A 25,251-nucleotide genomic window follows, 5' to 3' on the forward strand; every position below is an offset into this window, starting at 1 on the left:
TCGGGGATGCTGGGTGCGACGAGTGACGACGGTCGAGCGTCGCTCATCGTCGACCACCGCGCCGGCCGTCCGGCACTCGAGCCGCGTCGGCGCAGGGTCTCAACACCGTGGAGGAGGGCATGTGACGACAGTGGAGACCGAGCACGCCATCCGCGCGCGACGTGCGGCGCTGGTCCTGGACTCCGACCGCGCGGTGAGCGATCCGGGCACACGGGCCGCCTGGCGAGACCTGCTGCTGCAGCACCTGCCCGAGCCTCCGGCGGATGTCATAGACCTGGGGGACGGCACCGGCGCGTTGGCCCTCCTGCTTCGTGAGGAGGGCCACCAGGTCATCGGGTTGGTCGGGTCGAGCGGATCGACGAGGGAGCGCGACGGCGGCACCACCCTCGATCCGCCGGCGGAGCAGTGGACGATGGACGCCACCGCCGATCCCGAGACGGAGCTGTCGACTCATCTCGGGCGATTCGACGTCGTGATGGGGCAGCACGTCCTCTCGGGCCTGCCCGACCCCGACGCGTCGGTGCGGCTGTGGCTCCGGCTGCTCCGGCCCGGAGGCCGCCTCGTCCTCGTCGAAGGCCTGTGCGCCGATGGCTTCGGGGTGGCGGCTGAGGAGTGCCAACGACTACTGCTCCAGCACAGGAACCATCTCGACGTGACGAACCTGCCCGAGCACCTCTACTGGGGATGGCCTGTGACCGACGAGCGGTACCTGGTGGTCAGCGCTCGCTGAGGGTTGAGTGAGCAGCACCCGCTGTGATCTCGGGCTCGTCGAGCTGGGGCAGTCCTCGTCGGCCGCGGTGGCTAACCTCGCGTCATGGACCTCGACCTGCGCCTCGCCGGTGCCGACGACTGGGAGGCATTCCGCGCGCTGAGGCTCAGGGCGCTCGTGGACTCCCCCGACGCGTTCGGGGCCACGCTCGCGGAGGCGCGGTCACAGCCCGAGTCGGTGTGGCGCGAGCGGGTCGACGGCTCTGCCGGTCCGGTCGTACTCGCCCGGCTCGGCGGCGTTCCTGTCGGCATGGGCGGGCTGTACGTACCGGAGGGGGGCGACCGGTCGATGGTCTGGGGCATGTGGGTGGCACCCGAGGCCCGCGGGCGGGGTGTGGCCGACGCGATCGTGCGGCGGCTCGTGACTGAGAGCGAGCGGTTCGGCCGTCCTGTCGAGCTGCACGTGACCGACGGCAACGACGGCGCCCGGCGACTCTACGAGCGCAACGGTTTCGTCGACACCGGTCAGCGCGAGCGGGTGCGCGCGGGGTCGGCGCTGATGATGGGCACCCTGCGACTGCGGGACTGAGCGGCCCTGCGGTCGGAGGCGGGACGGCATCCGACCGTCGACGTGCTGGCTGCGTGACGAGGCAGATCACCCCCTCGGGATGCGGTGACCGGCCGCCCCGGCGGGGCTACGGTGCGGTGATGGCCCCCGAGGAGACGTACACCATCGCCACCCTCAGCCCGCAGACGTGGCCGGCGTTCGACGCGATGGTTCAGCGGCACAACGGCATCTTCGGCGGGTGCTGGTGCATCTGGTTCCACCCCGACGGCCCGGAGCGCGGGCAGGGCGCTGAGGCGAACCGCGCGCTAAAGAAGGCCTACGTCGAGCAGGGTAAGGCGCACGCGGCGCTCGTCATGGACGGTGACGAGGCGATCGCGTGGGCCGAGTACGGCACGCCGGAGGAGCTGCCGACGCTGCACCACCGCAAGGAGTACGACGCCACGAAGACCGAGGACCCCGACTACCGCATCACGTGCGTCTTCGTCGACAAGCGATACCGGCGGCAGGGGGTGACCGAGCTGGCCATCACGGGGGCGCTGGAGCAGATCGCCCAGGCCGGGGGCGGACGCGTGGAGAGCTACCCGCACGACCTGACGCACCAGACGAAGAAGATGTCGTCGTCCTTCCTCTACAACGGGACGCGCCGACTGTACGAGCGGCTCGGCTTCACCTACGACCGCCCCAAGGGTCTGAAGAACTGCGTCATGGTGACGACGGTCGACCCGGCCTGAGGTCGCCGTGACGACGACCGGGCGCGACGCCGGACCGAGCGACTACGACGAGTTCGCCGAGGCGTACGCGCAGCAGAACGAGACCGGGCTGTTCAACGCCTGGTACGAGAAGCCGGCGATGCTGCGTCTCGTCGGTGACGTCGCGGGGCGGCGGGTGCTCGACGCCGGCTGCGGGTCGGGCCCGACGATGGCGGCCCTGCGTGCCGCGGGCGCGGAGGTCGCCGGGTTCGACGTCAGTACGGCCATGGTCGAGCTGGCACGGCGGCGGCTCGGGGACGACGTCGACCTGCGCGTGGCGGACCTCGCCGCGCCCCTGCCCTACGGAGACGGCGAGTTCGACGACGTCGTCGCCTCGCTCGTGCTGCACTACCTGGAGGAATGGTCGGGGCCGCTGTCGGAGCTGCGCCGGGTGGTGCGGACCGGTGGGCGCCTCCTCGTGTCGGTCAACCACCCGGTGATCTTCCCCGTCGTCCACCCGGACGCGGACTACTTCGCCGTCACGAGGTACACCGAGGACTACACGTTCGACGGCCGGACGGTGTGGCTGACGTTCTTCCACCGGCCACTGCACGCGATGACCGACACCTTCTCCGCCGCCGGGTTCCGTGTCACGACGATCAGCGAACCGGCGCACCACCCCGACACACCGCCGGAGCTCTTGCCCGACGGGCTGCAGGAGGGGCGGACGTTCCTCTGCTTCCTCTTCTTCGTGCTCGAGGCGATCTGAACGGCGGGGCGACCAGGCTCGGTCGGGTGCGTTCCGTCCTTGGATGCAGACGGATTCGGTGAGAAGTATCAGCACTCAGATCGCGATCCGACTGCCGGCCGAGCTGGTGTCGTTCCTCGACCGAGCCGTGGCGGCGGGGGTGGGCCACCAGCCGGGCCGCCCTCGTCACGGCGGTGGTAGAGCGTGAGATGCGCCGACTTGTGGTCGAAAACGACGCAGGGGCGCCTGCCGGCACGCGCCGAGGTGCTGGCCTACGACCTCGAGATACCCCAGCTCGTGTGACCCCGAACGCGTCGCGTTCCCCTCTTCGGGCCCCCTCTCAAAACCGGGCTAGAAGTTCGTCGCCATGTTCTGGAAGCGGCTGAAGTGGCCCTGGAAGGCGACGACGATCGTGTCGGTCGGGCCGTTACGGTGCTTGGCCACGATGAGGTCGGCCTCCCCCTCGCGGGGTGAGTCCTTCTCGTAGGCCGCCTCGCGGTGCAGCAGGATCACCATGTCCGCGTCCTGCTCGATCGAACCCGACTCACGAAGGTCGCTCATCGCGGGCTTCTTGTCGGTGCGCTGCTCCGGGCCACGGTTGAGCTGCGAGATGGCGATGACCGGCACCTCGAGCTCCTTGGCAAGCAGCTTGAGCGCACGCGAGAACTCCGAGACCTCCTGCTGACGCGACTCGACGCGCTTGCCCGAGCTCATCAGCTGCAGGTAGTCGATGACGACGAGCTTGAGGTTGTGCCGCTGCTTGAGCCGGCGGCACTTGGCCCGGATCTCCATGAGCGACATGTTCGGCGAGTCGTCGATGAAGAGCGGCGCATCGGACACCTTGCCCATCGTCGAGGCGAGGCGCATCCAGTCCTCCTCGCGCATGGTGCCCTTGCGCATGTGCTGCAGCTGGATGCCGGCCTCCGCCGAGAGCAGACGCATGGTGATCTCGGTGCGGCTCATCTCGAGCGAGAATACGACGGCGGCCTGCTTGTGCTTGATGGCCGCAGAACGCACGATATCTAGGCCTATGGTCGATTTGCCCATAGCCGGGCGTGCGGCGATGACGATCATCTGGCCGGGGTGCAGGCCGTTCGTCAGGCTGTCGAGGTCGGTGAACCCGGTGGGCACGCCGGTCATCTCGCCGGACCGGCCGGAGGCGACCTCGATCTCGTCGACCGTCGCCTCGATGATGTCGCCGAGCCGGTGGTAGTCGTCGCCGCCGCGCTTGTCGGCCACGGAGTAGACCTCGGCCTGGGCCGCGTTGACGATGTCCTCGACGTCGCCGCCGCCCTGCGCGTAGCCGAGCTGGACGATGCGGGTGCCGGCCTCGACGAGGCGGCGCAGCACCGCGCGCTCGGCGACGATCTGGGCGTAGTAGCCGGCGTTGGCCGCCGTCGGGACCGACGCGATGAGCTGGTGCAGGTACGCCTGCCCGCCGATGCGCGACAGGTCGCCGCGCTTGGTCAGCTCGTCGCTGACGGTGATGGCGTCGGCCGGCTCGCCGCGGCCGTAGAGGTCGAGCACGGCGTCGTAGATGAGCTCGTGGGCCGGCCGGTAGAAGTCGGTGCCCTTGAGCTGCTCGACACAGTCGGCGATGGCGTCCTTGCTGAGCAGCATGCCGCCGAGCACCGACTGCTCGGCGCCGACGTCCTGCGGCGGGAGCCGGTCGTCGGGCGGTCCGCCCTCGCGCGACGACGACCCGAATGCGCTCGTGCTCAGCTCGTCGAGCGACACCGGCTCACCTCTCCCTGACCCTCACGTCGGCGAAACCTGCCGGCCCGCCTCGAACACCTGTCCACACTGAACCACCGGCCACCGACACTGCCAGACGCCGCTTGCCACTGCCTGACACCACCTGACACTGGGGAACCGGCCTCCGCGGGACGCCCGGCCCAACCTAGGGAGACGGGCGGGGCGGCTCCAACTCGGCGGGGCGTGTCGCCGGACAACCCTGTGGACAACCAGTGGACAACACCCACCGACACGCCGTGCACATGTGTGGACAAGGTGTGTGAACAACTGTGTGGGCACCGAGAGGGAGGGACTGTCTCGTGCTCAGCGACCTGCGAGAACGTCCGTCACACCCATGTGGAGGAAAGAAACTTCACCCCTGTGCACTGTCCACAACCCACGATCGTGCGCATGTCGGACCGGGCTGGCGTTCCCGTGTCGAATCGGATATACCGCCCGGCCCAGGCCCAGGCCGCGGTCAGAGGCCGGCGGCCGAGTCGTCGTAGTACCGACGGTTCGCGAGCAGACCCGCGGCCGCCTCGTCGAGCACCGCGACGGCGTCCGCGTGCCACTGCAGGACCGAGGCCGGGCACGACGCCGTCAATGGCCCCTCGACGGCGTTGGCGACCGCCCGCGCCTTGGCCTCCCCCGTCGCGACGAGCACGAGCCGGCGGGCCGACAGCACCGTGCCGAGCCCCTGGGTGACGCAGTGCGTCGGCACGTCGTCGACGGAGTCGAAGAACCGCGCGTTCTCCTCCCGCGTGCTGGCGGCCAGCCGCTTGACCCGGGTGCGCGACGTGAGCGCCGACCCGGGCTCGTTGAACCCGAGGTGGCCGTTGACGCCGATGCCGAGGATCTGCACGTCGACGCCGCCGAGCCCGCGGATGGTCTCCTCGTAGTCCGCGGCCGCCGCCGCGAGGGACGCCTCGTCGTCGTGGGCGCCGTCGGGGACGTGCAGCCGCGCGTCGTCGATGCCCAGCCGGTCGCCGACCTCACGCCGCAGCACCTCGCGGTACGACTGCGGGTGCCCAGCCGGCAGACCGACGTACTCGTCGAGCGCCACGCCGTGCGCCGCGCGCAGGTCGACCCGGCCCTCCCCTTGGGCGCGCTCGAGCTCGCGGTAGAGCCCGAGGGGTGAGGAGCCCGTGGCGAGCCCGAGAACGACCGGACCGCTGACCGCGGGCACCACGGCTGCCACGGCTGCCGCGCCCGCCTGACCCTTCGCGGTCGATGGCGAGCCGGATGCCGGTGGGCGGGCGCCCGACCTGCGTGCGGTCGCGCGGGCCAGCCCCTCGAGCACCTCACGGGCGGCGCACGAGGCGACCGCGTCGGCATCCGGGACGACGAAGACCTCCATCAGCCCACCCTCCCAGCCACGACACCCGGGCCGGGCCGCGACCCGCCCACCGTGCGCGCCGGGGCGGCCGGACGCCCCGCCGACGGCCCGAGGACGAGACCCGACGCACCGAGGCGTGCGGCCGCCCTCATCCGTCGGCCCCGAGCAGGGCGCGCAGCGCCCGACCGACGGCCAGGGACGCGCCGAAGGTGACGAGGTCGGCGCCCCCTCGTGGCCAGCCGCACTCGACGACGAGGACGGCGTGGCCGGTCTCCCGGAGGCGGGTGGCGACACCCCACGCCGGGTGGTCGGGGCCCAGCCCGCGACCGACCACGGCGACCTTGGCGCCGGGGGCGACGGCATCCGCGTCGGTGGTCGGCCCCGCGGCGGCTGGCCCCCAGCGCACCCGACCCACGGCCTGGTTGGCGCCGGAGGCGACCTGCACGACGGCCACGTCGCCGGGCGCGTCACGCCACGAGACGAAGGCCGGACCCGTCTCGAAGGCGGCCTGTACCTCGGCGTCGCTCGTCGGTGAGCCCCTGTCGCCGACCTCGGTCTCTGCCTTTGTCGCCGTCTTGTGGCCGCGCACGGCTGGGTAGGCCTGCGCCACCGCGTCGACCCGGGCGGCAGCCTCGCGCACGCGCTCCAGCGGCAGCCGCCCCTGCTCGACCGCGGCCACGAGCGCGTCGAGCACCTCGCCGTACTCCGCCTCGGTCGTGCGCGACCCGACGCAGAGCAGGTCGCACCCCGCCTGCAGCGCGCGCACCGCCGCCTCGGGGATGCCCGTCTCGGCGCTCGCCCCCGCCATGTCGAGGGCGTCGCTGACGACCAGGCCGTCGTAGCCGAGCTCGTCGCGCAGCAGCCCGCCCAGCACTGCCGACGACATCGTCGCGGGCCGGTCGGGGTCGACCGCGCCGACGACGATGTGCGAGGTCATGACGGCAGCGGCGCCGGCGGTCACCACCGCGCGGAAGGGCACCAGCTCGCGCGCCTCCAGCACATCGCGCGGGACGTCGACGCGGGGCAGCGCGAGGTGGGAGTCGGTGACCGTGTCGCCGTGCCCCGGGAAGTGCTTCGCGCAGGCAGCCACCCCCACCGACTGCAGCCCCTCGACGAAGGCGGCCGCGTGCCGGGCCGCGAGCGCCGGGTCGGCGCCGAAGCTGCGCACGCCGATGACCGGGTTCTCGTCGGCGGAGTTGACGTCGACGACGGGCGCGAGGTCGAGGGTGATGCCGTGGGCGGCGAGCTCGCGGCCGATGGCCGCCGCCGACCGACGGGTCACGGCCACGTCGTCGAGCCGCCCGAGCACCGCGTTGCCGGGCTGCGGCGACCCCGTCAGGTAGTGCAGCCGGGTGACGTCGCCGCCCTCCTCGTCGACGGCCAGCACGAGGTCGTCACGTTCGGAGCGCAGGTCGGCGCACAGCGCGCAGAACTGCTCCTCGTCGACGAGGTTGGTGCCGAAGAGGCACACGGCCCGCAGCCCCGCGCGCAGCTCACGGCGCACCCAGTCGGGCACGGTCGCGCCGACGAAACCCGGCATGAGGGTGGCGGCCACGAGCCCGCGCAGCGCCGCCCGCGCCTCGTCGGGTCCGCTCTCCTGGCTCGTCAGCGCTGACACAGGAAGCAGGCAACCACACGCCGGTGACAGCGCGCGTGGCCGACGCGCCCGCACCCACGGGGAGCGCGGTCCGCGACGGCATCGAGCGCGCTGCCCCTGGCCTCAGGATGCCGGCCGGCGGGGTAGCGCGGTCGCCGTGAGCACCGCGCCCGCCGCCACGAGACCGGCGCAGACCCACATCGCGGCCCGGTAGGCGCTTGCCATGGCGTCGGGGTCGGCGTAGGCCTCGCCCGCCAGCCCGACGAGCGGCGGCAGGGCGGCGACCGCGAGCAGCCCGGCGGTGCGCGAGACCGCGTTGTTGACGCCGCTCGCCGTGCCGGCGAGGGCGTCGGGGGCGGCGGCGAGGACGGTGCCGGTGAGCGGAGCCACGAGCATCGAGAGCCCGAGGCCGACGAGGGCGATGCCGGGCAGCACGGCGGTGACGTACGTGGGGTCGCGCGGCGCGAAGCCGAGCAGCACGAACCCGGCGGCGGCGCACACGGTCCCGGCCACCATGTAGAGGCGGGGCCCGTGACGGGCCGAAAGCGCCCCGAACCGACTGGCCAGCAGCAGCATGGCGAGGCTGAGCGGCAGGCTGGCCGTCCCCGCCGCGAGCGCCGACCAGCCGGCCACGACCTGCAGGAACAGGACGAGGAAGAGCAGGGCCGCCGACAGCCCGGCGTAGACGAGCAGCGTGACGACGTTGACGACGGTGAAGGTGCGGTCGGAGAAGAGCCGCGGCGGCACGAGCGGGTGGGTCGAGCGCCGTTCGGCCACGACGAACCCGACGGCGGCGAGCACCCCGACCCCCGCGGCCACCCACGTCACCGCCCCACCGCCGACCCCACCGCCGGCCGGCCCGACGGTGAGGGCGTAGGTCAGGGCCCCGAGCGCCACGACCGCGAGCACGACGCCGGCCCGGTCGAAGCGGTGGTCGCCGTCGGTGTCGCGAGACTCCGGGACCCGGGTCAGGGTGAGCCACACGACGAGGGCCGCGAGCGGCAGGTTGACCCAGAAGGCCAGGCGCCAGTCGCGGTCGACGAGCCAGCCCCCGACCACCGGCCCCGCCGCCGACGCGACGCCCGACAGGCCGGTCCACGCCCCGATGGCGGCCATGCGGTGCTCGCGCGTGAACGAGGCCTGCAGGATGGCGAGGCTGCCCGGGACGAGCATGGCCGCGGCGACCCCCTGCACGACCCGGGCCAGCACGAGGGTCTCGATCGTCGGGGCGAGGGCGCAGCCGATGGAGGCGAGCCCGAACCCCGCGGTGCCGATGGCGTAGACCCGCGCCCGCCCGAACCGGTCACCCAGCGAACCGCCGAGCAGGATGAGCGAGGCCAAGGCCAGCGCGTAGCCGTTGACCACCCACTGCAGGCCCGCGAGGTCGGCCTCGAGGTCACGGCCGATGCGGGTCAGGGCGACGTTGACGACCGTCCCGTCGAGCAGCGCGATGCCGCTGCCGAGAATGGTCGTGAAGAGCACGAGGCGGGCCCGGGGCGTACCCATGCTCAGCTGCTCCCGCTGTGGGCACTCCCCCGACGGGGGCACGGACGTCGCCACCCGGCATCCGGGGGCACCCTGCGGGGAGTGGCTCATGGCTCATCGTCGCACCCGCCGCGCGACGCGCAAGGCGGTCGGCACCGTCGGGGGTGACGCCTACGCTGGGGACATGTGCAGGAACATCCGACAGCTCCACAACTTCGAGCCACCGGCCACGAGTGACGAGGTGCGGGCCGCTGCGCTGCAGTACGTGCGCAAGGTGAGCGGGGCGAGCAAGCCCAGCCAGGCCAACCAGGCCGCCTTCGACGACGCGGTCGAGCAGATCGCGCACATCACGGCGCACCTGCTCGAGCACCTGACGACGTCGGCCCCGCCGAAGAGCCGTGAGGTCGAGCGCGAGAAGGCCATGGCGCGCAACGCCGTGCGCTTCGGCACCCCCGCCTGAGCGGCACCCCTTGTCGATCTTCGTCCTCGTCGTGGCGGTCGCGCTCGCCCTCCTGAGCCTGCTGCTGTACCGCCGCCTCGCCGTGGCTCCCCGCTGGCCGGATGCCGTGCGCCGCGGTGTCGCGCTCACGCTCGCGCTCGGGTGGGTGGCCCTGCTGCTCGCCTTCGCGATGCAGTCGGGGGTCATCGACCCGCGACCGGCCCGCTGGGTGGCCTGGGCGGGAATGACGTGGCTGGCTCTCGCCTGGTACCTGCTGCTCGGGTCGGTGGTGCTCGGGATCGGCGCCCTCGCGCTGCGGCGGGCCCACCGACCGCAGGCCCGCCTGCGACTGCTGCGGTTCGGCACCCCGGTCGTCGTCGTGGCCGCGCTCGCCACGACGGGCTACGGCGTCTCCGAGGCGGCCACGCCGTCGGTCAACGTCGCCATGCTGACGAGTCCCCGAGTGCCCGAGGGCCTCGACCGGCTGCGCATCGCCCTCGTCACCGACCTGCACGTGGGGCCGGTGCGCGACCGCGCCTTCACCCAGTCGGTCGTGGACCGGGTCAACGAGGCGCACCCCGACATCGTGCTGCTCGGCGGCGACCTCGTCGACGGCAAGGTCGAGCAGGTCGCCGACGCGATCGCCCCCATCGCCGGGCTCGAGGCGCCACTCGGGGTCTACGCCGTCAGCGGCAACCACGAGTTCATCTCCGGCGAGGCCGACGCGTGGATGCGCCAGTGGGAGACCCTCGGCGTGACCGTGCTGCGCAACCGCGGCACCGTCGTCGCGCGCGACGGCAGCGAGCTGCACCTCGCCGGCGTCAACGACCTCACCGCGACCGGGGCCGACGCCACCGACGTCGACGCCGCCCTCGCGGGCACGACCGCCGACGACTTCACCATCCTGCTCGCCCACCAGCCGCTGACGGCCGAGCGGGTACAGGGACGGGGCGTCGACCTGCAGCTGTCGGGCCACACCCACGGCGGGCAGCTCTGGCCTTTCCGCTACTTCGTCCCGCTGCAGCAGCCGATGGTCGACGGGGCCGGGCTCGTCGGCGACGTCCCCGTCTTCACCTCGCGGGGCGCCGGCGCGTGGGGCCCGCCCGAACGGGTGCTCGCCCCGCCCGAGATCCCCGTCATCACGCTGCGCAACGGCGAGCGCCAGGTGCTCGAGCGCCTCGACTGAGGTCGTCGCCGGGTCGGTGACGGCGGGTGAGCGGCCGGCCCGTCTCGCGGTCCGGGCGGGTCGTCTCTGGAGCCGGACGGCGTCCTGACGAGGCCTTCTCGGCCACTACGATGGATGCCGGTGCGCCGGGAAGTCTGGTCGGCAGATGGGTCGTCGACCCCTCTCGGGCGCGGTCGTGCTCGAGACCACCGCCCTCGCAGGAGTCCTCCGTGACCGAGAAGCCCGACCGCCCCCAGCCCCCCGTCGACGCACGGGACCGCCCCGACCTCCTCGGGGTCGACGCGGAGAGCCGCACCGACGCCCGCACCGACAGCTCCAGCGAGGAGACGACCTCGTCCCTCTTCGGCCGCGGCAGCTGGCCGGAGGTCTCGCGCATCACCGAGGTGCTGCGCCGCGAGACCGTCGGCGGGGCCCTGCTGCTGCTCGCGACGGTCGTGGCCCTCGTCTGGGCCAACTCGCCCTGGTCGGAGACCTACGGCCAGGTGCGCGACTTCCGCTTCGGGCCGGAGCAGCTGCACCTCGACCTGTCGGTCGGCTCGTGGGCCGCCGACGGCCTGCTCGCCATCTTCTTCTTCGTCGCCGGGCTCGAGCTCAAGCGCGAGTTCGTCGCGGGCGACCTGCGCGACCGCCGCAAGGCGGCCCTGCCGGTCGTCGCCGCCCTCGGCGGCATGATCGGCCCGGCCCTGATCTTCGTCGCCGTCAACGCGACGACCGGGTCGGGCGCCCTGCAGGGGTGGGCCATCCCCACCGCCACCGACATCGCCTTCGCCCTCGCGGTGCTCGCCGTCATCAGCACGCACCTGCCGGCCGCCCTGCGCACGTTCCTGCTCACCCTCGCAGTCGTCGACGACCTCTTCGCCATCACGATCATCGCGATCTTCTACACCCGCGACCTGCAGCCGCTGCTGCTGCTCGTCGCCCTCGTCCCCCTCGCCGCCTTCGGCCTGCTCGTGCAGCGGCGGGTCCGCTCGTGGTGGGCCCTCGTGCCGCTCGCCCTCGTCACGTGGACCCTCGTCCACGCCTCGGGCGTGCACGCGACGGTGGCCGGCGTGCTCCTCGCCTTCACCGTGCCGGTGATGCGCAGCCAGGCCGCCGGTGGCCCCGAGGCCGGCCCGGGCATGGCCGAGCACTTCGAGCACCGCCTCCGCCCGCTGTCGTCGGGGCTGGCCGTCCCGGTCTTCGCGCTCTTCGCCGCCGGCGTCACGGTCGGTGGCCTCAACGGCTTCGTCGAGGCGCTGTCCGACCGCGTCGCGATCGGGATCGTCGTCGGCCTCGTCGTGGGCAAGGCGGTCGGCATCTTCGGCTCGACCTACCTCATGGCCCGGTTCACCCGGGCGAGCCTCGACCGCCACCTGCGATGGATCGACGTCTTCGGGCTCTCGGTGCTCGCCGGCATCGGCTTCACCGTGTCGTTGCTCATCGGCGAGCTCGCCTTCGGCAGCGGGAGCACCCGCGACGAGCACGTCAAGGTCGGCGTGCTCACCGGGTCGGTGCTCGCGGCCCTCATCGCCGCGGTCATCCTGCGCACCCGCAACCGTGCCTACCGCCGGGCCTGCGAGGAGGAGGAGGCCGACGACGACCACGACGGCACGCCGGACGTCTACCAGCGCAGCTGACCCACAGCGCGTCGGCGACCGGCCGGCGACCGGTCGGTGACCTGCCTACGAACGGTCAGTCGATGATCTCGGACGAGACGCGGTGCGCGGGGGCCGGCACGCCCGACCGGCGGGCCGCCGGCGCCGACACAACGTAGGCGTCGCCGTTGACGGGTCCGGACACGACGGCGTCGACCCACGGGCGGGGCATCGGGGTCAGCCCGGCTGCGGCGATCTCGGCCTCCAGCCGCTGCTGCAGCTCGGCGTGGTCGTGACCGGCGCCCTCGACGGCGAGCCGGTCGATGATCGCCTGCAGCAGGGCGTCGTGGTCCCGTCGGCCGCGCACACCCGTCGCCTCGACCGGCCCGCTGCCGTCGCGCGTCTCGTCGCGACCCGGCTCGCGAGCATCCCCGGTACCGGTCACCCCAGCCATGACGCCTCCGTCCTGCACCCCGGCCCGCCCGGGTGGCACCAGTGCATCACCCGACGCCGGGAGCGGCCTCGGAGACGGGCCGACCCACCCAGCCGGCCCCGACCGCCGACGGCCCGGTCACCTCGTCCCACCGCCCGAGGTCGTCGAGCACGACGCCCACGGCACCGCCCGGGGTGAGCACCTCGACGCACGGGCCGTCGACGAGCACCTGCACCCCCTCGGCCGGCGTCGCCAGCGTGACCGCGGTGTCGTCGTGCTGCACGGTGAGGATGCCGTCACGGTGCGAGAGCGTGAGCCGCACCCGGCCGTCCGCGCCGAGGCTCACCCCGTCGGCGAGGGCGGTCGCGTCGACCGGGTCGAGCACCAGCGCGTTCGCGTCGCCGCGCTCGGTCCACGTGGCGGCGGCGACCGCCGGGTGCAGCCGCACGACGAGCCGACCGTCGACGAGGTCGAGACGGTGCGGCACGCTGAGTGCCCCTGCGCGACAGGCCTGCTCGTCGAGCAGGCCGCGCATCCAGAAGACGATGCAGAGGGCGCCGTCGGCGTCGTGGAACGTCGCGGGGGCGTAGTACGAGTCGCCGTGGGTCAGCCGCTGCCACGCCGCGGCCTCGAAGCGCGGGCCGTCGGCGACACCCGTCGCGGCGGCGACGTGGTGCAAGACGTCGCGGTCCCAGACCGACGTGACGAGCACCTCCACCGCGCCGTCGGAACCCACAGCCCCGTCGGCCCGCCCGGCTCGCTGGCGCTGCGGGCACTCCCAGAGGGCGCCCGTCCAGACCGGCTCCGTCTCCGTCGTCGGGCGCGACGCGGCGACGCCGTCGAACGTCCACGTGTCGAGGTCGGGCGACGAGAACGCCAGGGCGGCAGCGGAACCCGGCTCACCGGCATCCGACAGGGCGGCGCCGACGTACATACGCCACCGGTCGCCGTCGGCGAAGACGAAGGGGTCGCGGAACGACGTCACGCCGAGACCCTCCGGCGCCGTCACGACGACGGCGCCTTTGCCCCACGGCCCGTCGAGGGTGTCGGCGTCGGCCACCCGCACCCGCCCGAGCGGCTGGTCGTCGACGTCGACCGAGGTGTAGAACGCGCGGTGGCCACCGGCGGGGCGGGCCACGACGGAGCCGGACCACACGCCACCGTCGCCGTCACCGGGGGCTAGGGCGACCTCGCGCTCCTCCCAGTGCAGCAGGTCGTCGCTGACGGCGTGACCCCAGTGGCACGTCGGCGCCCACGTCGTGCGGTCGGGGACGTACTGGAACCACAGGTGATAGCGCTCGCCGTCCCACGTCGGCGAGAGTGGGTCGTTGACCCAGCCCCGGTCGGCCGTGAGGTGGATGCCGGGTCGCGCGCTGCTCATGGCCGCCCACTCTGGCACGGGGTGGGGTCGACGGCGCCGGTACGCTCGACCGATGGGCTGGTGGGCGCGCCAGGTGGTGCCGCGGCTCGTGGCCGGCGGCGGCGACGAGCCGAAGGTGCTCGCGCTGCGGGCGCGGGCGTGCGACGGCCTCGAGGGCCGCGTCGTCGAGCTCGGGTTCGGCAGCGGGCCCAACCTGCGGGTGCTGCCGGCCGCGGTCACCGAGGTGGTGGCGGTCGAGCCGTCGGACGTCGCGTGGCGGCTGTCGCAGCCGGCGCGTGACGCCTCTCCGGTGCCGGTGACGCGTGGCGGGCTCGACGCCGGCCGGCTCGACCTGCCCGACGGCAGCGCCGACGCGGTGCTGTCGACGCTGACCCTCTGCACGGTGCCCGACGCCGCGACCGCGCTGGCCGAGGTGCGCCGGGTGCTGCGCCCCGGCGGCACGCTGCACCTGCTCGAGCACGGGCTCGCACCCGACGCCCCCGTGCGCCGGTGGCAGCACCGGCTCGACCCGCTGCAGCGGCGCCTCTTCGACGGCTGCCACCTCACGCGGCCGGTCGACGAGCTCGTGGCCGCCTCAGGGCTGACGGTCGAGGCCATGGAGCGCGAGTACGGCCCCTTCCCCCGGCCGCTGCGCCCGTGGGGGTTCCTCTACGTCGGACGGGCCCGCCGGACCTGACCCCGGCGCCGGGGTGCCGGGGTGCCGCTGCGTCGCATGGAGGTTCGTCGTCGTCACGGCCACCACGACCCTCCACGGGGTCGGGCGCCGCCGCCCCGGACCTGGACGCGCTCCGTCGGTGGTCCCGGCTAGCGTGACGGCCATGCCGGATGCCGACGTGGCCGGGCCCTCGGGGCACCGGCGTGAGATCGCGCGGCTCGCGGTCCCGGCCTTCCTGGCCCTCATCGCCGAGCCGCTGTTCCTGCTCGCCGACTCGGCGATCATCGGCCACCTCGGCACCGTCCCGCTCGCCGGGCTCGGCATCGCCAGCGCCGCCCTCGTCACCGCCGCCGGCGTCTTCGTCTTCCTCGCCTACGGCACGACGAGCGTCGTGGCCCGCCACCTCGGGGCGGGCGACCAGCGCTCGGCGGTCGCGGCCGGCATCGACGGGCTGTGGCTCGCCGTCGGGCTCGGCGCGGTCGTGGCGGTGCTCACCGCCGTCTTCGCCGAGCCGATCTGCGCCCTCTTCGGCTCGTCACCCGACGCCCTCGCGCAGGCCACGACCTACCTGCGGGTCTCGGCCGCCGGCCTGCCCGGCATGCTCGTCGTGCTCGCCGTCACCGGAGTGCTGCGCGGCCTGCAGGACACCCGCACCCCGCTCGTCGCCTCGGGCGTCGGGTTCGGCGCCAACATCGTGCTCAACCTCGTCTTCGTCTACGGGTTCGGTTGGGGCATCGCCGGATCCGCGTGGGGGACAGTCATCGCGCAGACCGGCATGGCGACCGGGCTCGTCGTCGTGCTGCTCGGCGCCGCCCGCCGCCTCGAGGCCCGGCTGCGGCCCCACCCCGGCCGCATCCTCGGGGCCGCGCGCACCGGCATCCCCCTGCTCGTGCGCACCATCGCCCTGCGCGCGACGATGCTCGTCACGACGTGGGTGGCGGCCTCGCTCGGTGACGTGCCGCTCGCCGCCCACCAGGTGGCGCTGACCATCTGGTCGTTCCTCGCCTTCGCGCTCGACGCCCTCGCCATCGCCGGTCAGGCGCTCACCGGCAAGGCGCTCGGGGCGGGCGACCGCGCCGCCGTGCGTGACACCCTCGCCATCATGGTCCGCTGGGGTGTCGTGGGCGGGCTCGTCGTCGGGCTCGTGCTCGCGGCCGTGCACCAGCTCGTGCCGGCGCTCTTCACGAGCGACCCGCAGGTGCGCGAGGCGCTCGGCGCCGCCCTCGTCGTCGTCGGTCTCGGGCAGGCCCTGTCGGGCTACGTCTTCGTGCTCGACGGGGTGCTCATCGGCGCCGGTGACGGCCGCTGGCTGGCCTGGGCCTCCGTCGCCGGGTTCGTCGCCTACCTGCCCTTCATCCTCTGGGTGCGCCACGCCGGGTCGAGCGGCTCGGCCGTGCGCGACGTCGTGGCCCTGTGGCTGGCCTTCACCGCCTTCATGGCCATCCGAGGGGCGCTGCTGTGGTGGCGGTCGCGCCAGGACGCCTGGCTCGTCATCGGGACCGGACGGGCCTGACCCGGCGCCGGGTCAGGCGCCCCGCACGGCCCCCGCGACGAGGAGCACCGCCGAGAGCAGGGCGAGCGCGACCCGCACGTGGTTCATCGCCGTCCAGCCGGGCCGGTACGACTCCCACGCACCGGTGGCGCCCGTGGCACCCGCCTCACCCGTGGAACCGGTGGCACCGGTGGCACCGGCGGAGTCCGGAGGCACGCGCGCGAGGGCGTCGTTGCGCGGCACGTGGTACGCCGCCGTGACGACGAACGCGGCCACCCCGAACACCGCTCCCGCCACGAGCAGCAGCCTCGTCGGACCGTCCGCCGCGACGGCCGCCCAGACCCCGACGACGACGCAGCCCACCGGCGACCCGACGAGCGGCACCATGAGCGCGCTGCGGGGGGCGACGCGGTTGACCGCCTGCATGGTGGGCAGCGCGGTCGCCGGCGGCACCCGGGCGAGCGCCGGCATGACGACGCTCGAGAAGGCGAACAGCGCACCGCCCGTGAGCCCGGAGGCGACGGCGGTGACGAGGGCGATGACCTGCAGCAGCCCGCTCATGGGCGTCAGTCAACCGCACCGGGGTCTGCTCCGGACCCGTGTCGAGCCCGTGACGAGACCGGATGCCGGGCGCACGGTCCCGCGAGCCGTGACCCTCCCGCGGGGCCGAGTCGTCCGGCCGCCGGCACTCTGGGGCAACTGCTACGGCTTTCTCAGGGTTCTTTCAGGTACCCGGGGCAGAGTTCCTCTCGTGAGTTGCTCCTGTGCGGCTCGGTGATCTTCCTCCCCTGTCGGATCGCCGGGTCACGGGCACCCGCTCCTGCTGGCCGAGTTCGGCGACGTGGCCAGCAGGGGCGGGTTTTCTCGTTCGCGCCCCTGCTCACCGGCCGACCATCAACGTGCCAGCGCCGTCCCACGGGGCCCACCCCGGGCCGTGATCGCGCCCCCAGCCCGAGGTCACGGATCGATAACGCCCCTTGACCGGCATCCTGCCTGCCCCTCATTCTCATCCGTGAGAGCGCTCTCACAGCTCGGTTCCGAGCACGGAGAGCGCTCCCACACCACATTGGGGTTGAGACCGAAGGAGCTCTCTCATGGCAACCCGACAGACCCGCTTCGGCCTGCGCGCTACCGCGCTCGCCACCATCTCGATCGGGGTGCTGGCCCTCACGGCGTGCAGCTCGGCTCCCGAACCGACCGCCGCGGCCGGCGGGAGCGCCGCCGCCGGGGGCGGTGACCAGAAGATCACCCTGACGCTCTCGACGTTCAACCAGTTCGGCTACGAGGACCTCATCCCGGAGTACGAGAAGGCCCACCCGAACATCACCATCACGCACAAGAAGGCGGCGACCTCGAACGAGGCGCGCGACAACTTCAACACCCGCCTCGCGGCCGGCAGCGGCATGGCCGACGTCGAGGCCGTCGAGGTCGACTGGCTGCCGGAGATCCTCCAGTACAGCGACAAGTTCGTCGATCTCAAGAACGCCGACGTCGAAGGCCGCTGGCCCGACTGGAAGACGAAGGCCGCCACCGACGCGAACGGCGCCCTCGTCGGCTACGGCACCGACGCCGGTCCCGAGGCCATCTGCTACCGCAGCGACCTCGTCAAGGCCGCCGGCTTCCCCAGCGACCGCGAGTCGGTCGCCAAGTGGTTCGGCACGACGTGGGAGAGCTACTTCGCCGCCGGGAAGCAGTTCGCGGCCAAGAGCCAGGTCCCCTTCTTCGACTCCCTCGGCGCCACGTACCAGGGGATGATCAACCAGGTCGAGAGCACCTACGAGGATGCCGACGGCAACGTCATCGCCGCCGACAACCCGGCCGTCCGCAAGGTCTACGACGAGGTCGTCAAGGCCGGCATCGACGACGGCCTCTCGGCCAAGCTGCAGCAGTGGGGCAAGGACTGGACCGCGAGCTTCCAGAAGGACGGCTTCGCCACCATGCTCTGCCCCGGCTGGATGGTCGGCATCATCGAGGGCAACGCCAAGGGCGTCACCGGCTGGGACATCGCCAACACCTTCCCCGGTGGCGGCGGCAACTGGGGCGGCAGCTACCTCGTCGTGCCCAAGCAGAGCCAGCACCCCGAGGAGGCCCGCGCCCTCGCCGACTGGCTGACCGCGCCCGAGCAGCAGATCAAGGCCTTCCAGAAGATCGGCGCGTTCCCGAGCCAGGTGGCGGCCCAGAGCAGCCCGGCCCTCGCCGCGGTCAAGGTCGCCTCGTTCAACGACGCGCCGACCGGCCAGATCTTCAGCGACCGGTTCAAGGGCATCAGCGTGGCGCCGTTCAAGGGCCCGAAGTACTTCGCCATCAACGACGCGATGCAGAAGGCCCTGACCCGCATCGAGGACGGCAGCTCGACGCCCGACGCCTCGTGGGACAAGTTCGTGGCCGACGTCCAGGCGCTCGGCTGACCGAGGGCGCCAGGGCCGTCCATCCCCACCACCGCCCGGGCCGGCCGCACGCCGGCCGGCCCGGGCGAGGTGGCGTGGGCGGCCACGCCCGACCGTCGCCACGACACCCGTCACGCCCCCACCACGACACCCGCCCACGACCGCCGCCCAGACATCGAGGAGCAGCAGTGACCGTCACCACCCCCCGGCGCGACCGGGCCGACGCGGCACCCGCCGCGCCCGTGCGCCCGAGCGCGCCACCCGGCATCCGGCCGCGGTCGCCGCTGCGGCAGCGCCTCAGCCGCCTCGACGCCCAGGTCTCGCCCTACGCCTACGTCTCGCCGTTCTTCCTGCTCTTCGCGGTCGTCGGGCTGTTCCCGCTCGGGTACACCCTCTGGGTCTCGCTGCACCAGTGGAACCTCATCGGCGGGCAGGGCGCCTTCGTTGGGCTGAAGAACTACACCGACGTGCTCGGCCAGCCGTTCTTCTGGAACAGCCTGCGCAACACCCTGAGCATCTTCTTGCTCTCGAGCGTGCCGCAGGTGGTCTTCGCGGTGCTCATCGCGGCCGCGCTCGACGCGGGGCTGCGGGCGAAGACGTTCTGGCGCATGGGCGTGCTGCTGCCCTACGTCATCGCGCCGGTCGCGGTGGTGCTCATCTTCAACGACCTCTTCGGTGACCGGTTCGGGCTCGTCAACCAGGCCCTCGGCTGGGTCGGCCTCGACCCGATCGCGTGGCACAAGGACACCCTCGCCAGCCACGTCGCCATCGCGAGCATGGTCAACTTCCGCTGGACCGGCTACAACGCGCTCATCTTCCTCGCCGCGATGCAGACCATCCCGCGCGACTACTACGAGGCGGCGCTCATCGACGGTGCCGGGCGCATCCGCACGTTCTTCTCGATCACCATCCCGCAGCTGCGCGCGACGATCATCTTCGTCGTGCTCACCTCGACGATCGGGGGCCTGCAGATCTTCGACGAGCCACGCCTGTTCGACAGCGCCGGCCAGGGCGGGGCCGACCGGCAGTGGCAGACGCTGACGATCTTCCTCTACAACATCGGCTGGACCCAGAAGAACTTCGGCCGGGCCGCCGCCGTCGCGTGGCTGCTCTTCCTCATCATCATCGTCTTCGCGCTCGTCAACTTCGTCGTGACGCGACGCATCGCCTCGAGGGAGTCCCGATGAGCGCCACCCCCGTGCTGCCCGTGCGCAGCGCCCCGACCTCGGATGCCGGTGGGCCCGCCCCGCGCCGCCTCACGCGTCGCGTCGCGCGCCGCGCCCAGGCCAGCCCGATGGCCTACGCCTTCCTCGTCGTCGTGCTGCTGGCGTCGATCTTCCCGCTGTGGTGGTCGTTCGTCATCGGCAGCAAGGACGCCACCGCCATCAACAGCGGGTCCGTCTCGCTCATCCCCGGCGGCAACTTCCTCGCCAACGCCCGCACCGTCGTCGACTCGCTGCCGTTCTGGAAGGCGATGGTCAACAGTGTCATCGTCTCGACCGTCGTCGCGCTCGCCGTCGTGCTGCTCTCGACCCTGGCCGGCTTCGCCTTCGCCAAGCTGCGCTTCCGCGGCAAGGAGGGGATGCTCGTCTTCGTCATCGCGACGATGGCCGTGCCGACCCAGCTCGGGATCGTGCCGCTGTTCATCGTCATGAGCAAGCTCGGCTGGATCGGCAGCCTGGGCGCCGTCATCGTCCCGTCGCTCGTCAACGCCTTCGGTGTGTTCTGGATGACGCAGTACCTCAAGGAGGCGCTGCCCGACGAGCTCATCGAGGCCGCCCGCGTCGACGGGGCCACGGTGTTCCGCACCTTCTGGAACGTCGCGCTGCCGGCCGCCCGACCCGGGGCCGCCATGCTCGGCCTCTTCACCTTCATCGCGACGTGGACCAACTTCTTCTGGCCCTTCATCGTGCTCGACCCCGGCAACCCCACCCTGCCGGTCGCGCTGCAGCAGCTTCAGGCCGAGTACTACGTCGACTACTCGCTCGTGCTCGCCGGGGTCGTGCTCGCCGCGCTCCCCCTCATCGTCGTGTTCGCCGTCGCCGGTCGCCAGCTCGTGTCCGGCATCATGCAAGGAGCGGTCAAGGGATGACCTCCAACCTCACCGACACCCGCACGGGTCGCTCGAGCGGCTCGGGTCGCACGGACGGCGGGCTCGCCGTCGCCGCCGTCGCCGCCGCCCCCACCGGTCTCGACCTCACCGGCCTGACGTCCGCGACGGATGCCGGTGCGCCCGGTGGGCGCGCCTTCCCGCCCGGGTTCGTGCTCGGGGCCGCCACCGCCGCGTACCAGATCGAGGGCGCCGCGCGGGTCGACGGACGGACGCCGTCGATCTGGGACACCTTCTCGCACACGCCGGGGGCCGTCGTCGACGGCGACACCGGGGACGTGGCCTGCGACCACCACGCGCGGTTCGAGCAGGACGTCGAGCTCATGGCGCGCCTCGGCCTGCAGTCGTACCGCTTCTCGACCTCGTGGGGCCGGGTCTGCCCCGACGGCGGCCCGGTCAACGCCCGCGGCCTCGACTTCTACGACCGCCTCGTCGACTCGCTCGTCGAGCACGACGTCGCGCCGTGGCTGACGCTCTACCACTGGGACCTGCCGCAGGCCCTCGAGGACCGCGGCGGCTGGACCTCGCGCGAGACGGCCGAGCGCTTCGTCGAGTACGCCCTCGCCGTGCACGACCGGCTCGGCGACCGGGTGTCGACGTGGACGACGCTCAACGAGCCGTGGTGCTCGGCCTTCCTCGGCTACACCGCCGGGGTGCACGCCCCGGGGCGCACGTCACCGGCCGACGGCCTGGCCGCCGCCCACCACCTGCTGCTCGGCCACGGCCTGGCGGTGCGGGCGCTGCGTGAGCGCGACCCGTCGCTGTCGCTCGGCCTGACGCTCAACTTCACCGTCGCCGACCCGGTCGACCCGACCGACCCGCGCGACCTCGACGCCGTGCGTCGCGTGGACGGGCAGATGAACCGGATCTTCGCCGAGCCCGTGCTGCTCGGGCGCTACCCGGCGGACGTGCTCGACGACGTCCGCGGGTTGGGACTCGAGCGCCACATCCTGGACGGCGACCTCGAGGTCATCTCGACACCCATCGACGTGCTCGGCGTCAACTACTACAACGGCGAGGCGGTCGGGCACACCGAGCCCGAGGTGCTCGTCGACGGGCAGGCCGACCCGGGGCGGCCGACCCGCTCACCGTTCCCGGCCGCGGAGGCGGCGTACCGGCATCCCCGCGGGTTGCCCGTGACGGCGATGGACTGGGAGATCCAGCCCGACGGCCTGACCCGGCTGCTCACCCGCCTGCACACCGACTACGTCGCCGACTACGCCCGGGGCTGCGGGCGGGGGCGGGCGGTGCGGATGTCGGTGACCGAGAACGGGGCCGCCTTCGACGACGAGGCCGACGCCACCGGCTTCGTCGACGACACCCGACGGGTGGCCTACCTGCGGGCGCACCTGGGGGCGGTGCTCGACGCCGTCGACGCGGGCGTGCCGGTGCACGGGTTCTTCTACTGGAGCCTGCTCGACAACTTCGAATGGGCCTGGGGCTACGCCAAGCGGTTCGGTATCGTCCGGGTGGACTACGAGACCCAGGTGCGCACGCCCAAGGCCAGTGCCCTCGACTACGCGCGCATCATCGCGACCAGACGCCTGCCGGCGGGAGACGAGCAGCCATGACCGACGGCGCGGTGGCCGAGCTCGCCGGCGCGGCGCGACCCACCCTCGAGGAGGTCGCGCGGGTCGCCGGCGTGTCCCGGGCCACCGTGTCGCGCGTCATCAACGGCTCCCCTCGGGTCAGCCCCGACGTGCTCTCGGTCGTCGAACGGGCCATCGCCGAGCTCAACTACGTGCCCAACCGGGCGGCGCGGTCGCTCGCGGCACGGTCGACGATGTCGATCGCGCTCGTCGTGCCGGAGGACGCGCACCGGTTCTTCGGCGACCCGTACTTCGCCGACGTCGTGCAGGGGATCAGCGAGCGGCTCGACGACAGCGACTACGTGCTCAACCTGCAGCTGACGCACCCGAGCTCACCGTCGGAGAAGACGCGCCGGTACCTGCTCGGCGGCAACGTCGACGGGGCGCTCGTCGTGTCGCACCACTCGGGTGACCACTTCCTCGCCTCGCTCGGTCGGTCGCTGCCGGTCGTGTTCGGCGGCCGGCCGCTCGGCGAGGTCGCCAACCCGGGCGACTACTACATCGACGTCGGCAACCGCGCCGGCGCGCTGCGCGGGGTCGAGCACCTCGTTACCCGCGGCCGGCGCCACATCGCGACCATCACCGGGCCCGACGACATGCCCGCCTCCGTCGACCGCGAACGCGGCTGGCGCGACGCCCTGGAGGCGGCGGGGCTCGAGGCGACCCGGCTCGAGCGCGGCGACTTCACCGAGGCGGGCGGCATCCGGGCGGCGCTGGCCCTCGTCGACCGCCACCCCGACCTCGACGCGATCTTCGTCGCCAGCGACCTCATGGCGAGCGGTGCCCTGCTCGCCCTCGAGGAGCGCGGGCTGCGCGTGCCCGAGGACGTCGCCGTCGTCGGGTTCGACGACAGCCGGTACGCGACCCGGGGCCGCATCGGGCTGACGACCGTCGCGCAGCCGGCGCAGGAGATGGGCATCGTCATGGCCGACACTCTGCTGCGGCTGCTCGCCGGCGAGAGGCCGCCGCACGTGACGACCCTCGGGACCCGGCTCGTCGAGCGCGACTCGGCCTGACGGCATCCGGGAACGCCGAACGGGCCGGGCGCCGCCGCGAGGGCAGGGCCCGACCCGTTCGCCGAACGGTCGTGCTGTCGTGCTGTGGTGCTGAGATGCGGTGGTGCTGCGCTCAGGCGCTGACTACCTCGAACGTGAGGGTCGCGGCGACCTCGGGGTGCAGGCGCACGGTCGCCTCGTACGAGCCGAGGGTCTTGATGTGCGTCTTCACCTCGATCTTGCGCTTGTCGAGCTCGGGGCCACCGGCGGCCTTGACGGCAGCGGCGATGTCACCGTTGCTGATGGCGCCGAAGAGTCGACCCGACTGGCCCGACTTGGCCGGGACCTGCACCGAGGTGGACTCGAGGCGACCCTTGATGTTGCGGGCGGTGTCGAGGTCCTTGATCTCGCGGACCTCGCGGCCCTTGGTGATCGCGTCGACCTGCTTCTGGCCGCCCTTGGTCCAGGCGGTGGCGAGGCCACGCGGGAGGAGGTAGTTGCGGCCGTAGCCGTCCTTGACCTCGATGATGTCGCCGGCAGCGCCGAGACCCGAGACCTCGTGCGTGAGGATCAGCTTCATGGTGTTCTCCTGGTCTTCTCGAGCGGGCTCAGCGAGCGGAGCTCGAGTAGGGCAGCAGAGCCATCTCACGGGCGTTCTTGACGGCCGTGGCGATGAGGCGCTGCTCCTGGGTGGACACACCGGTCACCCGACGCGCGCGGATCTTGCCGCGGTCGGAGATGAACTTGCGCAGCAGCGCGGTGTCCTTGTAGTCGATGTTCTCGACCTTCGCCGCCTTGAGCGGGTTGGCCTTCTTCTTGGGCTTGCGCACAACGGGCTTAGCCATCGTGGTGCTCTCCTTTGGGAAAGCCCGGGGTTCGAGGCCCCGGGATGGGGTTCTTCATGATGTGGATGCCGCTCAGCGGGCTGAGCGGGCACGGTGCCTCTCGGGTCCCGCCGCGGCGGGACGGACGTTCCGACAGAGGCGGATGAACCGGTCGCGGCTCGGTCAGAACGGGGGCTCGTCGTAGCTGGGGGCCTGACCCCAGCCACCACCCTGGCCGCCGTTCTGGCCGCCCTGGGTGCCACCGCTGCCACCGCTGCCACTGCCGCTGCCGCCCTGGCCACCGGACCAGCCGCCACCCTGGCCGCCGCCCGAGGAACCGCCCGAGCCACCACCGGTGGCCCACGGGTCCTCGGCCTGGCCGCCCTGGCCGCCGACCTGGTTGCCCTGGCCGCCGCCGGCGCCCTGGCCGCCGCCGGAGAAGCCGCCCCCGCCGCTGCCACGCTGGGTCTTGGCGACCTTCGCGGTGGCGCTGCGCAGGGACGGGCCGATCTCGTCGACGTCCATCTCGGTGACGGTGCGCTTCTCGCCCTCCTTGGTCTCGTACGAACGAGACTTCAGACGGCCGGAGGCGATGACGCGCATCCCGCGCTGGAGCGACTCGGCCACGTTCTCGGCCGCGTCACGCCAGACGGAGCAACGCATGAACAGGGTCTCGCCGTCCTTCCACTCGTTGGACTGACGGTCGAACTGCCGCGGCGTCGAGGCCACGGTGAAGTTCGCGACCGCGGCACCGGACGGCGTGAAACGCAGCTCGGGGTCGGCGGTCAGGTTGCCGATGATGGTGATGACGGTGTCGCCTGCCATGGATCGCTTCCTCGGGTCCGAGTGACTGGGATGACTGTGACGGGTGGTCGGGCGAGGCCGGTGAGGGCCCGGTGCCTGACCGGTTCAGATGCTGCTCAGGCGCCGGGGCGCAGCAGCTTCGTGCGCATGATCGACTCGCTGAGGTTCAGCTGTCGGTCGAGCTCCTGGGCCGTGGCCGGCTCCGCCGTCATGGTGACGACGACGTAGATGCCCTCGGACTTCTTCTTGATGTCGTAGGCGAGGCGGCGACGGCCCCAGATGTCGACGTTGTCGACGGTGCCGCCGTCGTTCTTCACGACGTTGAGGAAACGCTCCATCGTGGTGCCGACGGTGCGCTCTTCGGTCTCCGGGTCGAGGATGACCATGAGTTCGTACTGACGCATGCTTCTAACCCACCTCCTCTGGTCTTGGCGGTCACGAGTCTCTCCCGTGACAGGAGGGTTGCATTCGTCCCACTGCGCGCCAGCCTTGCAGACCCCACCGACGGGCGTCGGCG

25 protein-coding genes are annotated in these 25,251 nt (G+C 72.7%); 14 read left to right on the plus strand and 11 right to left on the minus strand.

Going from position 1 to position 25,251, the window contains the following annotated elements:
- Positions 1–121 precede the first annotated feature (121 nt).
- The 4 genes from DFJ68_RS14915 to DFJ68_RS14930 all read left to right on the plus strand — a co-directional run bounded on the left by DFJ68_RS14915 (position 122) and on the right by DFJ68_RS14930 (position 2,734).
- The gene (locus DFJ68_RS14915; RefSeq protein ID WP_211333384.1) at positions 122–730 is read left to right on the plus strand and encodes a class I SAM-dependent methyltransferase; all 609 of its coding nucleotides are present in this window, start codon (positions 122–124) and stop codon (positions 728–730) included.
- 84 nt (positions 731–814) lie between these two features.
- On the plus strand, positions 815–1,297 hold the full coding sequence (locus DFJ68_RS14920; RefSeq protein ID WP_121034415.1) for a GNAT family N-acetyltransferase: 483 nt from the start codon (positions 815–817) through the stop codon (positions 1,295–1,297).
- Positions 1,298–1,416: 119 nt separating this feature from the next.
- Positions 1,417–2,007 carry a GNAT family N-acetyltransferase family protein gene (locus DFJ68_RS14925; RefSeq protein ID WP_121034416.1) on the plus strand — a complete coding sequence of 197 codons (591 nt, stop codon included), beginning with the start codon at positions 1,417–1,419 and terminating at the stop codon, positions 2,005–2,007.
- Positions 2,008–2,014: 7 nt separating this feature from the next.
- Complete coding sequence (locus DFJ68_RS14930; protein WP_121034417.1) at positions 2,015–2,734, plus strand: class I SAM-dependent methyltransferase; 720 nt, start codon at positions 2,015–2,017, stop codon at positions 2,732–2,734.
- Between the two features lie 330 nt (positions 2,735–3,064).
- Here DFJ68_RS14930 and dnaB read toward each other — a convergent pair whose 3' ends face one another.
- The 4 genes from dnaB to DFJ68_RS14950 form a co-directional block, all read right to left on the minus strand.
- The gene (gene dnaB, locus DFJ68_RS14935) at positions 3,065–4,450 is read right to left on the minus strand and encodes a replicative DNA helicase (RefSeq protein WP_121034418.1); all 1,386 of its coding nucleotides are present in this window, start codon (positions 4,448–4,450) and stop codon (positions 3,065–3,067) included.
- 475 nt (positions 4,451–4,925) lie between these two features.
- The gene (locus DFJ68_RS14940; protein ID WP_121034419.1) at positions 4,926–5,804 is read right to left on the minus strand and encodes a glucosamine-6-phosphate deaminase; all 879 of its coding nucleotides are present in this window, start codon (positions 5,802–5,804) and stop codon (positions 4,926–4,928) included.
- Positions 5,805–5,931: 127 nt separating this feature from the next.
- Complete coding sequence (nagZ, locus tag DFJ68_RS14945) at positions 5,932–7,401, minus strand: beta-N-acetylhexosaminidase (RefSeq protein WP_245963679.1); 1,470 nt, start codon at positions 7,399–7,401, stop codon at positions 5,932–5,934.
- Between the two features lie 102 nt (positions 7,402–7,503).
- A complete protein-coding gene (locus DFJ68_RS14950) occupies positions 7,504–8,976 on the minus strand; it encodes an MFS transporter (RefSeq protein WP_245963680.1) in 1,473 nt (490 codons plus the stop codon).
- A 73-nt stretch (positions 8,977–9,049) separates the two neighbouring features.
- On the opposite strand from DFJ68_RS14950, the gene DFJ68_RS14955 reads away from it, so the two are divergent.
- The 3 genes from DFJ68_RS14955 (at position 9,050) to nhaA (ending at position 12,106) form a co-directional block, all read left to right on the plus strand.
- Positions 9,050–9,325: a DUF2277 domain-containing protein gene (locus tag DFJ68_RS14955; protein ID WP_121034421.1), complete on the plus strand. Its 276-nt coding sequence runs from the start codon at positions 9,050–9,052 to the stop codon at positions 9,323–9,325.
- 10 nt (positions 9,326–9,335) lie between these two features.
- Complete coding sequence (locus DFJ68_RS14960) at positions 9,336–10,490, plus strand: metallophosphoesterase (protein ID WP_121034422.1); 1,155 nt, start codon at positions 9,336–9,338, stop codon at positions 10,488–10,490.
- 374 nt (positions 10,491–10,864) lie between these two features.
- Complete coding sequence (nhaA, locus tag DFJ68_RS14965; RefSeq protein ID WP_245963812.1) at positions 10,865–12,106, plus strand: Na+/H+ antiporter NhaA; 1,242 nt, start codon at positions 10,865–10,867, stop codon at positions 12,104–12,106.
- Positions 12,107–12,161: 55 nt separating this feature from the next.
- Here nhaA and DFJ68_RS14970 read toward each other — a convergent pair whose 3' ends face one another.
- Together DFJ68_RS14970 and DFJ68_RS14975 are read right to left on the minus strand one after the other, a co-directional pair.
- Entirely contained in the window at positions 12,162–12,518 is a 357-nt protein-coding gene (locus DFJ68_RS14970; RefSeq protein WP_147431610.1) for a hypothetical protein, read from the minus strand.
- A 46-nt stretch (positions 12,519–12,564) separates the two neighbouring features.
- Complete coding sequence (locus DFJ68_RS14975) at positions 12,565–13,878, minus strand: glycoside hydrolase family 32 protein (RefSeq protein WP_121034425.1); 1,314 nt, start codon at positions 13,876–13,878, stop codon at positions 12,565–12,567.
- A gap of 52 nt (positions 13,879–13,930) precedes the next feature.
- Between DFJ68_RS14975 and DFJ68_RS14980 the strand changes: the two genes are divergently transcribed.
- Complete coding sequence (locus DFJ68_RS14980) at positions 13,931–14,554, plus strand: class I SAM-dependent methyltransferase (protein WP_121034426.1); 624 nt, start codon at positions 13,931–13,933, stop codon at positions 14,552–14,554.
- Between the two features lie 142 nt (positions 14,555–14,696).
- Positions 14,697–16,046 carry an MATE family efflux transporter gene (locus DFJ68_RS14985; RefSeq protein ID WP_121035420.1) on the plus strand — a complete coding sequence of 450 codons (1,350 nt, stop codon included), beginning with the start codon at positions 14,697–14,699 and terminating at the stop codon, positions 16,044–16,046.
- 12 nt (positions 16,047–16,058) lie between these two features.
- Here DFJ68_RS14985 and DFJ68_RS14990 read toward each other — a convergent pair whose 3' ends face one another.
- Entirely contained in the window at positions 16,059–16,586 is a 528-nt protein-coding gene (locus tag DFJ68_RS14990; RefSeq protein ID WP_121034427.1) for an anthrone oxygenase family protein, read from the minus strand.
- 533 nt (positions 16,587–17,119) lie between these two features.
- On the opposite strand from DFJ68_RS14990, the gene DFJ68_RS14995 reads away from it, so the two are divergent.
- From DFJ68_RS14995 to DFJ68_RS15015, 5 genes are all read left to right on the plus strand, one after another.
- Entirely contained in the window at positions 17,120–18,433 is a 1,314-nt protein-coding gene (locus tag DFJ68_RS14995; protein WP_121034428.1) for an ABC transporter substrate-binding protein, read from the plus strand.
- A 245-nt stretch (positions 18,434–18,678) separates the two neighbouring features.
- On the plus strand, positions 18,679–19,599 hold the full coding sequence (locus DFJ68_RS15000; RefSeq protein ID WP_372498863.1) for a carbohydrate ABC transporter permease: 921 nt from the start codon (positions 18,679–18,681) through the stop codon (positions 19,597–19,599).
- A complete protein-coding gene (locus tag DFJ68_RS15005; RefSeq protein WP_121034429.1) occupies positions 19,596–20,504 on the plus strand; it encodes a carbohydrate ABC transporter permease in 909 nt (302 codons plus the stop codon). Before DFJ68_RS15000 ends, DFJ68_RS15005 begins: the two co-directional genes overlap by 4 nt.
- On the plus strand, positions 20,501–22,093 hold the full coding sequence (locus DFJ68_RS15010; protein ID WP_121034430.1) for a GH1 family beta-glucosidase: 1,593 nt from the start codon (positions 20,501–20,503) through the stop codon (positions 22,091–22,093). The genes DFJ68_RS15005 and DFJ68_RS15010 overlap by 4 nt, the downstream gene beginning before the upstream one ends.
- Positions 22,090–23,127 carry a LacI family DNA-binding transcriptional regulator gene (locus DFJ68_RS15015; RefSeq protein WP_121034431.1) on the plus strand — a complete coding sequence of 346 codons (1,038 nt, stop codon included), beginning with the start codon at positions 22,090–22,092 and terminating at the stop codon, positions 23,125–23,127. Before DFJ68_RS15010 ends, DFJ68_RS15015 begins: the two co-directional genes overlap by 4 nt.
- A 112-nt stretch (positions 23,128–23,239) precedes the next feature.
- On the opposite strand, the gene rplI is transcribed toward DFJ68_RS15015, so the two are convergent.
- The 4 genes from rplI to rpsF form a co-directional block, all read right to left on the minus strand.
- Positions 23,240–23,686 carry a 50S ribosomal protein L9 gene (gene rplI / locus DFJ68_RS15020; protein WP_121034432.1) on the minus strand — a complete coding sequence of 149 codons (447 nt, stop codon included), beginning with the start codon at positions 23,684–23,686 and terminating at the stop codon, positions 23,240–23,242.
- 28 nt (positions 23,687–23,714) lie between these two features.
- On the minus strand, positions 23,715–23,951 hold the full coding sequence (gene rpsR, locus DFJ68_RS15025; protein WP_056779614.1) for a 30S ribosomal protein S18: 237 nt from the start codon (positions 23,949–23,951) through the stop codon (positions 23,715–23,717).
- A 162-nt stretch (positions 23,952–24,113) separates the two neighbouring features.
- A complete protein-coding gene (locus DFJ68_RS15030; RefSeq protein ID WP_121034433.1) occupies positions 24,114–24,755 on the minus strand; it encodes a single-stranded DNA-binding protein in 642 nt (213 codons plus the stop codon).
- Positions 24,756–24,850: 95 nt separating this feature from the next.
- Positions 24,851–25,138 carry a 30S ribosomal protein S6 gene (gene rpsF / locus DFJ68_RS15035; RefSeq protein WP_121034434.1) on the minus strand — a complete coding sequence of 96 codons (288 nt, stop codon included), beginning with the start codon at positions 25,136–25,138 and terminating at the stop codon, positions 24,851–24,853.
- Positions 25,139–25,251 lie beyond the last annotated feature (113 nt).

This window comes from Terracoccus luteus, assembly GCF_003635045.1.
GTDB lineage: Bacteria > Actinomycetota > Actinomycetes > Actinomycetales > Dermatophilaceae > Terracoccus > Terracoccus luteus.